At 34.1% G+C, this 14,244-nt stretch carries 16 protein-coding genes; 4 read left to right on the top strand and 12 right to left on the bottom strand.

Annotated features, from left to right (window positions below):
* Positions 1 to 443: 443 nt before the first annotated feature.
* The 12 genes from thiD to CHAB381_RS06920 form a co-directional block, all read right to left on the bottom strand.
* Positions 444 to 1,217 carry a bifunctional hydroxymethylpyrimidine kinase/phosphomethylpyrimidine kinase gene (gene thiD / locus CHAB381_RS06975; RefSeq protein ID WP_012109337.1) on the bottom strand — a complete coding sequence of 258 codons (774 nt, stop codon included), beginning with the start codon at positions 1,215 to 1,217 and terminating at the stop codon, positions 444 to 446.
* Positions 1,214 to 2,647 carry an NAD-dependent succinate-semialdehyde dehydrogenase gene (locus tag CHAB381_RS06970; protein ID WP_012109336.1) on the bottom strand — a complete coding sequence of 478 codons (1,434 nt, stop codon included), beginning with the start codon at positions 2,645 to 2,647 and terminating at the stop codon, positions 1,214 to 1,216. The genes thiD and CHAB381_RS06970 overlap by 4 nt, the downstream gene beginning before the upstream one ends.
* A gap of 10 nt (positions 2,648 to 2,657) precedes the next feature.
* Positions 2,658 to 3,263, bottom strand: a complete 606-nt coding sequence (gene traT / locus CHAB381_RS06965) for a complement resistance protein TraT (protein ID WP_012109335.1) — start codon at positions 3,261 to 3,263, stop codon at positions 2,658 to 2,660.
* A 91-nt stretch (positions 3,264 to 3,354) separates the two neighbouring features.
* Positions 3,355 to 4,029: a DUF799 domain-containing protein gene (locus CHAB381_RS06960; RefSeq protein WP_012109334.1), complete on the bottom strand. Its 675-nt coding sequence runs from the start codon at positions 4,027 to 4,029 to the stop codon at positions 3,355 to 3,357.
* A complete protein-coding gene (locus tag CHAB381_RS06955) occupies positions 4,026 to 4,385 on the bottom strand; it encodes a DUF4810 domain-containing protein (protein ID WP_012109333.1) in 360 nt (119 codons plus the stop codon). The genes CHAB381_RS06960 and CHAB381_RS06955 overlap by 4 nt, the downstream gene beginning before the upstream one ends.
* A gap of 10 nt (positions 4,386 to 4,395) precedes the next feature.
* On the bottom strand, positions 4,396 to 5,055 hold the full coding sequence (locus CHAB381_RS06950; RefSeq protein ID WP_012109332.1) for a CsgG/HfaB family protein: 660 nt from the start codon (positions 5,053 to 5,055) through the stop codon (positions 4,396 to 4,398).
* A gap of 767 nt (positions 5,056 to 5,822) precedes the next feature.
* Positions 5,823 to 6,824: a beta-ketoacyl-ACP synthase III gene (locus tag CHAB381_RS06945; RefSeq protein WP_012109331.1), complete on the bottom strand. Its 1,002-nt coding sequence runs from the start codon at positions 6,822 to 6,824 to the stop codon at positions 5,823 to 5,825.
* 5 nt (positions 6,825 to 6,829) lie between these two features.
* Entirely contained in the window at positions 6,830 to 7,822 is a 993-nt protein-coding gene (plsX, locus tag CHAB381_RS06940; protein ID WP_012109330.1) for a phosphate acyltransferase PlsX, read from the bottom strand.
* 1 nt (position 7,823) lies between these two features.
* Positions 7,824 to 7,970, bottom strand: a complete 147-nt coding sequence (rpmF, locus tag CHAB381_RS06935) for a 50S ribosomal protein L32 (RefSeq protein ID WP_012109329.1) — start codon at positions 7,968 to 7,970, stop codon at positions 7,824 to 7,826.
* Between the two features lie 12 nt (positions 7,971 to 7,982).
* Positions 7,983 to 8,339, bottom strand: coding sequence for a YceD family protein (locus CHAB381_RS06930; RefSeq protein WP_012109328.1), 357 nt, complete (start codon positions 8,337 to 8,339; stop codon positions 7,983 to 7,985).
* Positions 8,333 to 8,746 (bottom strand): nucleoside-diphosphate kinase, encoded by a 414-nt coding sequence (gene ndk, locus CHAB381_RS06925; RefSeq protein WP_012109327.1) that lies wholly within the window; start codon positions 8,744 to 8,746, stop codon positions 8,333 to 8,335. Before ndk ends, CHAB381_RS06930 begins: the two co-directional genes overlap by 7 nt.
* A gap of 85 nt (positions 8,747 to 8,831) precedes the next feature.
* Positions 8,832 to 9,116 carry a DUF362 domain-containing protein gene (locus CHAB381_RS06920; RefSeq protein ID WP_012109326.1) on the bottom strand — a complete coding sequence of 95 codons (285 nt, stop codon included), beginning with the start codon at positions 9,114 to 9,116 and terminating at the stop codon, positions 8,832 to 8,834.
* A 203-nt stretch (positions 9,117 to 9,319) separates the two neighbouring features.
* On the opposite strand from CHAB381_RS06920, the gene pckA reads away from it, so the two are divergent.
* The 4 genes from pckA to CHAB381_RS06900 are packed head-to-tail and all read left to right on the top strand — an operon-like array spanning position 9,320 to position 14,234.
* Positions 9,320 to 10,894, top strand: a complete 1,575-nt coding sequence (gene pckA, locus CHAB381_RS06915) for a phosphoenolpyruvate carboxykinase (ATP) (RefSeq protein WP_012109325.1) — start codon at positions 9,320 to 9,322, stop codon at positions 10,892 to 10,894.
* Positions 10,869 to 12,248 (top strand): CAP domain-containing protein, encoded by a 1,380-nt coding sequence (locus CHAB381_RS06910; RefSeq protein WP_012109324.1) that lies wholly within the window; start codon positions 10,869 to 10,871, stop codon positions 12,246 to 12,248. Before pckA ends, CHAB381_RS06910 begins: the two co-directional genes overlap by 26 nt.
* Positions 12,220 to 13,602, top strand: coding sequence for an argininosuccinate lyase (gene argH / locus CHAB381_RS06905; RefSeq protein WP_012109323.1), 1,383 nt, complete (start codon positions 12,220 to 12,222; stop codon positions 13,600 to 13,602). The genes CHAB381_RS06910 and argH overlap by 29 nt, the downstream gene beginning before the upstream one ends.
* A complete protein-coding gene (locus CHAB381_RS06900; protein WP_012109322.1) occupies positions 13,599 to 14,234 on the top strand; it encodes a uroporphyrinogen-III synthase in 636 nt (211 codons plus the stop codon). Before argH ends, CHAB381_RS06900 begins: the two co-directional genes overlap by 4 nt.
* Positions 14,235 to 14,244: the final 10 nt, after the last annotated feature.

Below are 14,244 nucleotides of genomic sequence, written 5' to 3'. Positions count from 1 at the left end.
TATGTTTTTAAATCAAACGTTGCGGTGATAAAAATATTTTTCAAAATAGACTTTTTAACGATTCCAAAAACCTTTATCAAAAAAAATCGAAACGAAGTATATCTAAAGCAACTTAGTTGCAACTTAATTTTAAGCAACCAAGTCGCATTTTATAAAATACAAAAAAGGTAAGAATGCGGCATTATCTCTAAAATAATGCAATAACAAGAATCTTAGCTATTACTTATAATTAAAGACAAAAATTATGGCGTAAAAGATTTATTTAAAAATTTGGAAAATTTTTAAATAAAAAAATAAATTTTCAGATAAAGCCTGTTTTATTGAAATATGAAAATTTGCTTATGAAATGTTGTAAGATAAATTTTAAAAAGCTATGCAAGAGATTTTAAAAATTCAGACAAAATTTTGCTTTTTGTATGTAAATATTTTGCGTAGCTTCTACTTTAACAAATATTATAAAAATGATTTAGCGGTCCTGCTCCATGTCCTAAATCCAACGAATTTTCAATAGTTCCTTGAATATATTTTTTTGCATTTTCCACAGCTTCGTTCATTTTGCGTCCAAGCGCAAGATTTGAAGCGATTGCCGAGCTTAGTGTGCAGCCGGTGCCGTGCGTGTTTTTGGTGTTTATAAATTTCGTTTTATACTCAAAAAATTTACCTTCAAAATATAAAAAATCGCTTGTACCATTTTTATGTCCGCCTTTTATAAGTACTGATTTTGCGCCTTTTTTGGCGATTATAAGAGCTGCATTTTTCATATCGTTTTCATTTGAAATTTCAGTGTTCGTTAAAATTTCAGCCTCCGGGATATTTGGCGTGATAATATCTATTACGCCAAGCATTTTTGAGAGCAAATTTTCTCTTTCACTCATCAGATTAAAGCCGTTTTTTGCTTGCATTACAGGATCTAGCACAACGTTTTTTGCGCTGAATTTCGCTAATTTTTCGGCTACGATTTGCATTATTTCCGCATTTGGAAGCATTCCTATTTTTACGGCTTTTGGCACGATATCTTCAAAAACAGCCTCAATTTGATCTCCAACGGCCTGCGCGCTCATATCGTAAGCATTTATGACGCGAAACGTGTTTTCCGCCACTACGCTTGTTATCACGCTCATACCGTAAAGTCCGTGCGCGCAAAATGTTTTTATATCGGCCTCAATGCCGGCTCCACCGCTGGCATCGCTTCCTGCAATCGTTAAAACCGGAATCATTTTATATCTACACAGATATATTTTTTTTGCATATATTCTGCAATGCCGTATTTACTGCCTTCTCGTCCAAGTCCGCTCATTTTTACGCCGCCAAATGGTGCCACTTCATTGCTGATTAATCCTGTATTTACACCGACCATTCCGTATTCAAGCGCTTCACTTACTTTTGTGATTGTGTTTAAATTTTCAGTGAAAATGTAGCTTGCAAGACCGTATTTTGTGTCGTTTGCCTGATTTATAACATCGTCTATATTTTCAAATTTAAAAATAGGGCAAAGAGGACCGAAAATTTCTTCTTTGGCAAATTTCATTTTACTTGTGGCGCCGTTTAGAATAGTCGGCTCAAAAAATGTTCCGCCAAGTGTGCTTCTTTTTCCACCAAGCAGGCATTTAGCGCCTTTATTTAACGCATCTTTTATAAGTTCTTCCACTTTTTCTACTGCGCTTTCATTTATCAACGGTCCGAAGTCAGTGTCTTCTTTTATACCCTCGCCGATTTTCATCTCTTTTACTTTTTTTACGAGTTTTTCGCAAAGTGCATCGTATATACCGCTTTGCACATATACGCGGTTTGCGCAAACGCAAGTTTGACCTGAGTTTCTAAATTTGCTGGCAATTACGCCATCAACCGCTTTTTGTAAATTGGCGTCATCAAATACAATCACAGGCGCATTTCCGCCAAGCTCAAGCGAGATTTTTTTGATTGTTTTTGCTGATTTTTCATAAATTTTGCTTCCAACTTCGGTTGAACCGGTAAAAGTGATTTTTCGCACAGTATCGCTTTTGCAAAATGCGTCTGAAATTTCGCTTGCGTCGCCATTTACTATTATAAAAACATCGTTTGGAATTCCTGCTTTTTGTGCCAAAATTTGTAAAGCATAAGCGCTAAGCGGTGTAGCGCTTGCTGATTTTACTATCATCGCACATCCGCAAGCAAGTGCAGGAGCTGCTTTTCTTGTTATCATTGAGCTTGGAAAATTCCAAGGAGTAATGGCGGCGCAAACGCCGATCGGTTGGTTGATTACAAAGAGTTTTTGTGTTTGTTTCAAAGGCGTTAGAATGTCGCCGTCTATTCTTCGGCACTCTTCTGCGAACCATCTTACAAAACTTGCCGCATAATCAATTTCGCCGCGCGCTTCTTTTATAGCCTTGCCTTGCTCAAGTGTCATAATTTCGGCAAGCATTTCGCGGTTTTGCACTATTTTTTCGTGCCATTTTAGCATTATATCGCTTCGTTGGAGCGCGTTTAAGTTTGCCCACTCCTTTTGCGCTTTTTGCATCCCGGTTAAAATTTGTGAAATTTCATTTGCATTTGTCTTTTTTATAAAAGCTAAAATTTCACCATTTGCTGGATTTTTGACTGCGAAATGATTTTTGCATTCTTTAAATTTTATGTCCGCGTGCTTTAAGAAATCTCTGAAATTTTCCATTTTTTTCTCCTTATTCAGTTTTTAAAATTTGTAAAATAATTTTTGAAATTTGTGCGTTAAATTCGTCTGTTATAGAGCTTGTTCCGTTTAAATTCCGCCCTGTTTGATAATTTAAATTTGTTGTGTAATCTTTTGTATTTCCATTATTTTTTATGCGTATAAGAAGTGAAACCTGCGCGTCGTAAATGTAGCTGTTTGTGCGGTAGTCGTAGTCGTCATCGTTAAAATACACAGGAAATCCCATACCGACTCCAATTCCGCTGTATCTGTATCCGCCAAAGCCGAAGCCGACCGAGCCGTAAAACGGATTCGGGTCTTTTACGATTTTACGGCGAAAATAGTTTAAATTTCCTTTAATTACAAAATTTGCCGCTTTTTCATCGCTTAATTTGTAACCTGCTTTCTGTAAGTTAAAACTTAAAGCTTTTGTTAAATTGGAATCAAAATTGCTTGTATTTGTAAAATTTACAAAAGCGGTTTTATCGGTTGGAAATTCGCTTATAAAAACAGGTTGAGACAACTCCACAACGCCAAGATTTTGAGAATTTTTGCCAGCGCATGCATCTAAAAACAAAATAATAAAAAGAGCAAAAAATAAAGTGTTTAAGTTTTTCATAAATTCCCCCTTTTTTTGCAAAATTTATGAAATTTTACTATGAAATTGTTAATTTTTGGCGAAATTCCATTGTGAAATTTCGCCGAAGTTTTTATTTTGCCAGTTGTTTATCTTGCCCAAAATATGGAGATTTCGGACCGTAAAGCAGGCAATCGTTGCAATTTTGTCCTAACAATGAAAACATAGCAGGACCACTTAAATCATAAGCTGCATCTCCTACATCGTTTGCAACCTGAGCTATTGCAGCTATTATTACATTGGCTAAAAGTCCGCCCAGTCCGCCGCTACTGCTGTCATTTGAGTTTTGAACGGCAAGAAAATATTTTTGCCATAAAGTTGCGCCTGTTTTTGCATCTTTCAGTGTAGCATTTACACCGACTTCAGTTGAGCTGTTTATCAATTTATAGTTTGCGCCGTATCTATCTATATGAAGATATAAAATGGCATCCGCGCCGAAAATATCGCGTAGTTTATCAAGTGAAATTTTAGCTATATCATCAGCTTCATAAACGCCGTTTGCTTTAAAAGTATCATTTACAAGTGCAGGTGAAAATACATAATATCCGGCTTCCGATAACGGCGCTACAGAATTTGCCAAAACAGCGGCCGCTCCTTTTACTTCAGTTGTTTCATTTGTAGGCATTAAAACTAAAATAGATTTCGGTTTTGCGCTTTGAAGCGCGCTGTAATCATAAACTTTAGGTTGTGCACAACCTGCAAAAAACAGTGCCAAAAAAGCAGGGATTAAAATTTTAAAATTTTTCATTTTCTGTTCCTTTTTTGGTTTTTATGATTTTTTAAAAACGTAACAAAATTTGCGCTTTCAGGGTAATTTTCAACCTCTTTTGTAAAATAAAAATCAGATTTTTGTAAATTGCCGATATTATTATACAAAAGTCCAAGATGAGCGTAAATTCCTGGAGCTACAGACATATTTTTTTCATAAGCTTTTTGTACTACATTTTCAAGATCCGCGATTTGTTCGTTTATATCGCCGGTTTCATTGAAATATTCATATAAAACTCTATTAAAATCACCATGATAATACATAGCTTGACGCGAATTTCCTGCGCAGCCGGCCATAAAAATCACGGCAAAAATTACTAAAAACAGTTTTTTCAATTTTATTTCCTTATTTCAAAAGTCCGCTATTTTCTACGCCGACAGCCAGATTATCCACAGCTTCTCTTATGGCAAGAGAAAGCACTTTGCCGTTTAATGTCGAATCGTATCCTGCAGTTCCTCCAAAGCCGATAACTTCACGGTTTGATAATTCGTATTCCCCGGCACCGCTTGCAGTAAATACAACTTCACTGGTTGTGACATTTACTAAATTTAGAGTTACTTTTGAATAAGCTGTTTGAGTTTTTCCGCGTCCTAAAATTCCAAAAAGTTGATGATCGCCTGTAGTTTTACGTCCAAACTCAACGATATCACCTGTTACTACATAATTTGCACCTTTTAAATTTTGCGCTTTTTTAGAAATAGTCGCTTCTTCACGAAGAGCACGCATATTTGTGCGGTCCATTACGGAAAAACGTCCGCTTTGTTGCAAGTTTGAAATTAAAATGGTTTGCGCTTGATTTCCAAGGCGATCTTCGCCGTCTGAAAAAATGCCGTTGTTATAGCTTGATTGATTACTGAATCTTCCAACAGAAACTGACATTTTAACGCCGCTATATGGAATTTGTGCCGATTTTACGGCTTCAGTTTGCACAGCACGTGATTTTTCACTGGCGCAGCCGCCTAAAAGTGCAGTTATGAGCACCAATAAAAAGATTTTAAATTTCATAACATCTCCTTAAAATTGAAATTTTAAGATTTTAGCTAAAACTATATAAATTTCAGATAATAATAAATTTTTTAAAAATAAATACTTTTAAATGGCAAAAACGCAAAATGAAAATTTTTTTGAAAACTGTCAAAATTTAATAAATTAAAAAACCAGGCTAAATAAATTACGATAAAAATTCCATTATTATAAATGATTATTCAAGACTTTTGTTTTTATACATACTTTTTATTTATGAAAAACTTAATTGCATAGATTTTGTTTATAGCGATTTTTATTGATATTTTCTAATTAAGAAAATTTGTATCCGAATAAAGATTTTAAGTTTATATTACAAACTATGAAATTAATACTGTTTGCGTTGATTTTTTATATATTCAGATTAAAAAAATTTATAAAACAACTTTATATATGACTTAAATAATGAAAAAATACATATTACAAATTTTAAAAATATTTGCCATTTTAAATATGTTTTAGTCAAGTTTAAAAATTGTCAAGCATAAAAGGTGAAATAAAAAACATCCGCATTTTTAAAATGCCAGAAGAAATAAATGTGCCTTTTAAGCGATTTGATAAAAATGGAATAAAAATTTTGTAGAGACGACTTGCAGACTGTAAAATCTTTAAGTTTAAAAAACATAAAAATGGATAATTTTTTAATAGTTTAAATTATTAAAAAAGTAGGCTTTGCCAGAATCTGATTAAGTAAAATTTAATATAAAAATTAAAATTTTTAGTTTTTATATAATTTATTTATATCGAGTTTAAAGTCCGAATCTGATAAGCGCCGAACCCCAAGTAAAGCCGCCGCCGAATGCATCAAGCAAAATTAGAGAGCCGTTTTTCAGGCGTCCGTTTTCATAAGCCTCATTTAGCGCTATAGGAATTGAGGCTGAGCTTGTATTGCCGTATTTGCCGACTGTAACGACACATTGATTATCTGTAAAATTTAGTCTGTTTTTTACTGCTTCTATGATTCGAAAGTTAGCTTGATGCGGAACAAAAAGATCGATTTCTTCAGGTTTTACATTGTTTTTTTTCAAAATTTTAACTACATCATTTGAAAGCGTTTGCACGGCAATTTTAAAAACTTCATTGCCTTTCATATGTAAAAAACCTAAATTTTCATCAGCTATATCTTTTATGTTTGAATTTTTTGTCGGCGTCATTAAAAGTTCGGCTTTATTTCCGTCGCTTGCCGTATGAATGTCGATTATGCCGTAAGGTTTTGAAATTCCATTGTTTTTATTATCCATACAGCTTAAAACAGCCGCACCTGCGCCATCTCCAAATAACACACACGTTGCACGGTCTTTCCAATCTACAATAGAACTTAATTTTTCAGTTCCTATTATCAAGACATTTTTTTTGGCGCCACTTTTAATTAACGCAGAACCGATTTCAAGCAAATAAATAAAACCGGAGCAAGCTGCACTTATATCAAATGCTGTTATACCTTTATTTAATCCAAGTTTTTCTGCGGTTATACAGGCTGTTGACGGCATACAAAAAAAATCCGGTGTAATAGTTGCGCAAATTATCGCGTCAATTTCTTCTTTTGAAATTCCGGAACGAGAAATTGCTAAATCAGCGGCTTTTGCTGCCATATCGCCGGCGGTTTCATTTTTTGCTATATGACGAGTGTGAATTCCTGTTCGTTTGACAATCCATTCATCACTTGTTTCTACCATTTTTTCAAGATCGAAATTAGATAATTCATATGGCGGTACATAAGCACCTATTGAAAGCATAGCCGCATTTTTCATCTGCGCTACTCGTTTTTGAATTTTTCAAGTTCGTTTGAAATTACTGAATTGATATTTGAATTTGAAAATTTTAAGGCTTGGAAAATCGCATTTTTTATGGCTTTTGGCGTGCTTTTGCCGTGACTTATGATAACGCAATTTTTAACTCCCAAAAGTGGTGCGCCGCCGTATTCATCATAGTCTGTGTTTTTTCGCACTATTTTGAATACTTTTTTCATAAGCACCGCCCCGGCGATTGCTAAAGGTGATTTTTTAACTTCTTTTTTTATAAGTTTGTTCATTGCATGAGCAACGCCTTCGCTTGATTTTAGGGCTATATTTCCTACAAATCCGTCACAAACTATAACATCCATGCTTCCATCAAAAATTTGACTTCCTTCAGCATTTCCGACGAAATTCTTCATTTTTTTTAAAAGCTTAAATGCTTCTTTTGTAACTTCATTTCCTTTGCCGTCTTCTTCGCCGTTTGATAAAATTCCAATTTTAGGTTCTTTTATGCCCATAATTTCTTTGGCATAAGCTTCACCCATAACACCGAATTGAAAAATATGCTCGGCTTTACAATCTACATTCGCACCGACATCAAGTAAAAGTGTGCGTGTACCAGTTGAAGTTGGCATAAGTGTTGCAATAGGCGGGCGAGCGACATTTTTAAGTCTGCCGACGCGTAAAGTCGCTAAGCTCATTGTAGCGCCGCTGTGTCCTGCTGAAACTACAGCTTGACATTCGCCGCTTCTTACAAGTTCAACAGCTTTATATATGCTGCTTTCCTTGTGTCTTAGAACATTTGTAGCGCCTTCTTTCATTTCGAAAATTTCATTCGATTGTATGAATTTTACGCGATTGATAAACTCTTTTGGTACAAATTTTTCCATTTGTGCCTGATCGCCTACTAAAAACGCTGTAAATTCGCGCTCTTTAAGAGCATCTATTGTGCCTTCTATTATCGGCTCACAGCCGAAATCTCCACCCATTGCATCTATTGCAACACAAATCATACTAGTATTCGCCTGTTTTAGTGTTGATTCTATGTGGTAATTTCCAACTTCCGTCTTTATCTTTAACAGGAATTGGCAAGCTTACTTTATAGTGTGTGCGTCTTTTTGCTGCACGAGTTTTACTAACTCTTCGTTTTGGAACTGCCATTTTTCTTCTCCTTTATAAATTTTTACATTTATCGCAATAGAAATATCCGCTTTTGTAAGCTTCTATCTCACTTTGTAAAACTTCATCCAAATTGATGACACCATTTAAAAATTCTATCACATCGCTAATTTCATGGTTATCATCTTTAAAAATTCCGTTACTTAAAATTAAATTAACTGTTTCGTTTATTTTAAGATTAAAATTTTCGCCGCAACGATCGCAAATATATGCCAAAATACCATCTAATCTGCCTTTTAATTCGCAAATATTTTGACTTTTTTTTATGATTTCACCTGTAAATTTCACGCCATTTTCTGATATATTAAATTTATACGGTTGGTGTGAAATTTTACTGAAATTTATTAACAAATTTCTCTTCCTGCAAAGAAAAATGCGATTTCATTTTTAGCGTTTTCTTCACTATCACTGCCATGAACCGCATTTGCATCTATACTTTCTGCAAAATCGGCTCTTATTGTTCCTGGCGCCGCTTTTTTAGGATCTGTTGCGCCCATCAGTTCACGATTTTTAGCAACTGCATTTTCACCTTCCAAAACCATAACCACAACAGGACCGCTTGTCATATAATCTACTAAATCATTAAAGAAAGATCTTTCTTTATGAATGGCATAAAATTGACTTGCATCACATTTTGAAAGTTTGATTTTTTTAGCTGCAGCTATTCTTAAACCTGCACTTTCAAATCTATCTATAATTTTACCTATAACACCTTTTTCTACGGCATCAGGTTTTATTATTGATAATGTTTGTTGCATAAAAAGCTCCTTAAAATTTTTAAAAAGATGAGATTATATCAAAAAAAGTATAAATTTTTATTTAAGCCCGAATCGGGCTTAAATTTTAAGCAACTACAGGTGTGTCGCCTTTGCGCAAATCAGCGCCTATTTCTTTTCTGCTTGGTTGTCCTGCTGTTACATCGCTCCATACAATACAGCCGTCTGTCGGACAAGCATTCGCGCATGCAGGCTCATCATTGTGACCTACGCACTCTACGCATTTATCTGCAAATACATAATATATATCTTCGCCTGTCGGATTTTCGCTGTCATCTACGATAGCACTTACCGGGCATTCATCTATACAAGAACCACATGCAATACAAATATCAGTTATTTTAACTGCCATTTTCTCTCCTTAAAAAATATTTCGTAAATATACCAAAAATTTTTTAATATTTTATAAAATGATAAAACAGTGGAAAAAATTTTGATGTGTTAAAATGATAAAAATTATCTTATCAAAATTTTTAGATTCAAAATCTTATTTAAGTTTAAAAAAGTAAAAATTAGTTATAATTTCAAAAATTCAAAATTATTTAAGGAAACGAAATGGTAAATGATATTGAAAAGCTCGATTTACAGGGCATTAAACAAGTTTTTCATAATCTTAGTTATGATGAATTATTAAAGCATGAAATTGCAAAAAAAGAGGGTAAAATGACGAAAATGGGCGCATTTTCCGTCGATACCGGAATTTTTACCGGCAGAAGCCCTAAAGATAAGTATTTCGTCAAACAAGATCCAAGTAAAAAATTCATTTCGTGGGGTAAAATTAATCAACCTATCACAGACGAACTTTTCAATAAACTTTTAAAAACAGCAAAAAAACAACTTTCAAATAAAGATATTTACATTCAAGATGCATATTGCGGCAGCAGTCTGGATAGTCGAAAAAGCGTGAGATTTGTAACTGAAGTTGCTTGGCAAGCGCATTTTGTAAAAAATATGTTTATTCGTCCGAATAAAAATGAGCTGGAAAATTTCAAACCTGATTTCGTTGTTTATAATGCTTGCAAATGTGCAAATAAAGATTATAAAAAAGACGGTTTAAACAGTGAAGTTTTTGTAATTTTCAATATAGAAAAAAATGTTGCCGTAATCGGTGGAACGTGGTATGGCGGCGAAATGAAAAAAGGTATTTTTTCAATGATGAATTACTGGCTTCCGCTATCAGGCAAAATGAGTATGCATTGCTCTGCAAATGTCGGTAAAAGCGGCGATGTGGCACTATTTTTCGGATTAAGCGGAACAGGAAAAACAACACTTTCTACAGATTCTAATCGAAAATTAATCGGTGATGACGAGCATGGTTGGGATGATAACGGTATATTTAATTTTGAGGGCGGCTGCTATGCTAAATGTATAAAATTAAGCAAAGAAAACGAGCCTGAAATTTACGGCGCTATTAAAAAAGATGCACTTTTAGAAAATGTGGTTATAAACGACGGTGTTGTGGATTTTAATGACAGCTCAAAAACTGAAAATACGCGCGTAAGCTATCCTATTGAGCATATTTTAAATCATGAACCAAGCTTAAAAGCAGGTCATCCTAAAAATATAATTTTTCTAACGGCTGATGCGTTTGGAGTTTTGCCGCCTGTTGCAAAACTTACAAAAGATCAAGCAATGTATTATTTTTTAAGCGGATATACTGCAAAAGTAGCAGGTACTGAAAGAGGAATTACAGAACCGGTTGCCACTTTTTCAGCTTGTTTCGGGGAACCTTTTATGCCGCTTCATCCAACCGTTTATGCAGATCTTCTGGGTAAAAAAATCGATAAATACGATGTTAACGTTTATCTTGTAAATACAGGCTGGAGCGGAGGAGCCTACGGTATCGGCAAAAGAATGAGTATAAAAGCTACTAGAACTTGTATAAATGCAATTCTTGATGGTTCAATAAAAAAATGCGAATTTGAAAATTTTGAAAAATTCAATCTTTCAATTCCAAAAAAATTGACAGGTGTAGAGACAAAACTTCTAAATCCTATAAACACTTGGAATAATAAAGAAGATTTCTTAAAAATGCGCGATAAATTGGCTAAAATGTTTATCGAAAATTTCAAACGATATGAAGATGTAAAAGAAGGCGTAGAATTTGCAAAAGCAGGTCCAAAAGCTTAAATTTTGGGCAATTGTCATCGGAATTTTGTTTGCAATTTACGGTTGCAATGAAATTCCAAATGACGCCAAAGAAGCAAGCGAGAGCAAAAGCGGTCTTTCGTTTTATCAAAATCCTCTTGATTATTTAAATGATATACGCACTGATGTCGGTTTAAATACGCTTACTGCTGATTATACTCTTGAAATCGCTGCACAAAATCACGCAAAATACGTTGTAGCAAATAATGAAATTTCTCACGACGAAACAGCAGGAAAAATAAATTTTACCGGTATAACTCCACAAGATAGAGCTTTTGCAGCAGGATTTAATTCAAGCGTAATTGAAAATTTTTCGTATAATGCAGAAGATATGAAAATGGCGATTGATAGTCTTATGAGCGCGATTTATCATCGTTTCGGATTTTTAGATTTTCATATAGACAGCGTTGGAATCGGTTTTGCGGATGATAATAAAATTTCAAGTTATGTATTCGAAATGGGAAATTCAAATGTAGAAAATTTTTGTAAAAAAGGTGTAAACGAAAACGGTTTTGGCGAGTTTGTATTCGGATTTTGCAAAGATAAAAAACTTGCAATGCAAAAGAAAAATTTTTTACAGGCGCAAGATTTAAATTTTATCGATTACGTCGTCTATCCAAATAACGAGCCGGCTCTTGCGATTTTTAACGGTGAAATTCCTGATCCTATGCCTAAATGTAAAATTTTATCAACTCCTGTGAGTATAGAATTTAATAAAAATGCGGGTAATATTGAAATGCAGGATTTTAAAATTTTTAATCAAAACGGCGATGAACTTAAAAATACTGAAATAATTGATAAAAACAACGATATAAATGGACGATTCAACCAATTTCAATTTGCCGTTTTCAGCAAAGAAATTTTTGATTTTGACAGCACTTATAAAGCGCAGTTTGATTATACGCAAAACGGCGAAGCGAAAAGAATAGAGTGGGAATTTAAAACACAAACTCCTAAAAATCATTATTTTGTCGTAAACGGCGGCGAAAATTTGGCGCTTTTGCCTAATATGACTTATGATATTTTCGTGCGCCCAAGTGATTGCAATGATGTATTTAAAAAATTTAAAATAAGTTATTCAAATATGCAAAAACCTGAAATTTCAGGGCTTTTCGGTAATATTTTGCGTGTAAATTTAAACGGCGCTAAAGGCGCTAAAGCTGAAATTTCGCTTGATAACGGCAAAACTTTAAAACTTTTTTTGAAAGAAAAGTCGCCTAATTATAGTGATAATCGTATAAAATTAGGTATTTTTGCAGGAATTTTAGGTATTATTTTAGTTTTTATGATTATAAAAAGGAGAAAAAATGCAAAAACTATGGGAAGGTCGTTTTAGCGAAGCCAGCTCCGCACTTTTGGAAGAATTTAACGCATCGATAAATTTTGATAAAAAACTTTATAAAGATGACATTGAAGGTTCTATTGCGCATTCTTCCATGCTTGCAAATTGCGGAATTTTAAGTAAAGATGAAGTGGATAAAATCAAAAACGGATTGAATCAAATTTTAAACGAAATTGAATCAGGAAATTTCGAGTTTAAAATTTCCGATGAAGATATTCATATGGCAATTGAAAAGCGTTTGGCCGAAATTATCGGCAAAAATACAGCAGGTAGACTTCATACCGCAAGAAGCAGAAACGATCAGGTGGCGACCGATTTTCGTCATTTTTGTATGAGGGAAAATTTGGCTATAGCTGAGCTTTTGCGTACTTTTGTAAAAGCGCTTGTAGAAATTGCGGAAAAAAATATACAAACCCTAATGCCGGGATTTACTCATCTTCAACACGCCCAACCTATAAGTTTGGCAGAGCATTTACTGGCTTACGCATTTATGTTTAAAAGAGATTTTGAAAGATTTATTTCAAGTTATGAAAGAAATAATTTTTCGCCGTTAGGATCGGCTGCGCTTGCAGGCACGCCTCATATGATAGACCGTTTTGAAACGGCCGAAACTCTTGGATTTAAAGCGCCTATGTCAAATTCAATGGACGGTGTCAGCGATAGAGATTTCGCGCTTGAAATTTTATTTAATATAAGTGTAGTTTTTACGCATACATCAAGACTTTGTGAAGAACTTATTTTATGGAATTCTCAAGAGTTCGGGTTTATAACTATAAGTGACGCTTTTTCCACAGGAAGTTCTATAATGCCGCAAAAGAAAAATCCGGATGTTGCCGAACTTATTCGTGGTAAAACAGGGCGGATTTATGGAAATTTAATCTCTCTTTTGACGACGATGAAAGGACTGGCTTTAGCTTATAATAAAGATATGCAGGAAGATAAGGAATGTGTTTTTGATAGTGTAAAAGAGGTGCATACTTCTGTTGTGATTTTGCGTGAAATGTTAAAAACAGCGAAATTTAACGAGAAAAATATGTTAAAAGCTTGCAAAAAAGGTCATCTTACGGCAACTGATCTGGCTGATTACTTGGTACGTGAAAAAAACATTCCGTTTAGAAAAGCGCATTTTATCGTTGGAAAATGTGTCGCAACGGCTGAAAGTTTGGGACTTGATTTGAGTGAAATGAGCTTGGAAAATTTACAGAAAATAGATGGCGAAATTGATGAAAATGCGCTTAAATGTCTTGATTTGTTTAATTCCAAAAATTCAAGAAAAAGTTATGGCGGCACCGCAGACGAAAGCGTTCGTGTACAAATTGAAATTTTAAAAAAGTGGCTTAAAAAATGATTTATTTGGTTTCAAATACGCCTTTTTTGCATGAAAAAGTAATAAATTTAAAAGTTTGCGATATAAAATTTAAAATTTTTAACATCGAAAAAAATTACGACGCGATAATTTTTACTTCAAAAAATGCCGTTAAAGCGCTTGAATATAACCAAATAATGCCAAGTCTTAAAACAGACATTTATACAATAGGTATTCCGACATTTAAAGCCGCCAAAAATTTCGGTTTTGAAAATATCTATATCGGACGAGCAGGAACGGGCAACGCCTTTGCTTGTGAAATTTCTCATTTATTGGTTAGAAAAAAAAGAGTACTTTATTTAAAAGCTAAAAAAACAGTTTCAAAACTTAATCTTATTTTGGAGCGGGACGGCGTCAGACTTGATTGTATTGAGGCTTATGAAAACAAATTCGTTAAGGTCGATGTTTCATTAAAACCGCCTTCATCTGCCGTTTTGATTTTTACATCACCATTTAATGTAGAATGTTTTGTTAAAAATTTCGGTTGGGATGAATCGTGGCGTGCGGTCGCTATAGGTAAAACTACGGCGCAAAGTTTGGAAAAATATTGTGAAGTTGCGATTTGCGGTAAGGTTTCTATAAAAGACTGTGTGCAAACCGCTTTAAAAATGTAAAATTAAATAT

This window comes from Campylobacter hominis ATCC BAA-381, from assembly GCF_000017585.1.
GTDB classification, from domain to species: Bacteria; Campylobacterota; Campylobacteria; order Campylobacterales; family Campylobacteraceae; genus Campylobacter_B; species Campylobacter_B hominis.
Note: the sequence above shows the minus strand (reverse complement) of the source record. Positions and strands in the feature narration are given on the sequence as shown.

Bases quoted from the DNA above. Each gene is read 5' to 3' on its own strand.
- thiD (WP_012109337.1), bottom strand. From the start codon at position 1,217: ATGATTCCGGTTTTAACGATTGCAGGAAGCGATGCCAGCGGTGGAGCC.
- CHAB381_RS06970 (WP_012109336.1), bottom strand. From the start codon at position 2,647: ATGGAAAATTTCAGAGATTTCTTAAAGCACGCGGACATAAAATTTAAA.
- traT (WP_012109335.1), bottom strand. From the start codon at position 3,263: ATGAAAAACTTAAACACTTTATTTTTTGCTCTTTTTATTATTTTGTTT.
- CHAB381_RS06960 (WP_012109334.1), bottom strand. From the start codon at position 4,029: ATGAAAAATTTTAAAATTTTAATCCCTGCTTTTTTGGCACTGTTTTTT.
- CHAB381_RS06950 (WP_012109332.1), bottom strand. From the start codon at position 5,055: ATGAAATTTAAAATCTTTTTATTGGTGCTCATAACTGCACTTTTAGGC.
- CHAB381_RS06945 (WP_012109331.1), bottom strand. From the start codon at position 6,824: ATGAAAAATGCGGCTATGCTTTCAATAGGTGCTTATGTACCGCCATAT.
- plsX (WP_012109330.1), bottom strand. From the start codon at position 7,822: ATGATTTGTGTTGCAATAGATGCAATGGGTGGAGATTTCGGCTGTGAG.
- rpmF (WP_012109329.1), bottom strand. From the start codon at position 7,970: ATGGCAGTTCCAAAACGAAGAGTTAGTAAAACTCGTGCAGCAAAAAGA.
- ndk (WP_012109327.1), bottom strand. From the start codon at position 8,746: ATGCAACAAACATTATCAATAATAAAACCTGATGCCGTAGAAAAAGGT.
- CHAB381_RS06920 (WP_012109326.1), bottom strand. From the start codon at position 9,116: ATGGCAGTTAAAATAACTGATATTTGTATTGCATGTGGTTCTTGTATA.
- pckA (WP_012109325.1), top strand. From the start codon at position 9,320: ATGGTAAATGATATTGAAAAGCTCGATTTACAGGGCATTAAACAAGTT.
- argH (WP_012109323.1), top strand. From the start codon at position 12,220: ATGCAAAAACTATGGGAAGGTCGTTTTAGCGAAGCCAGCTCCGCACTT.
- CHAB381_RS06900 (WP_012109322.1), top strand. From the start codon at position 13,599: ATGATTTATTTGGTTTCAAATACGCCTTTTTTGCATGAAAAAGTAATA.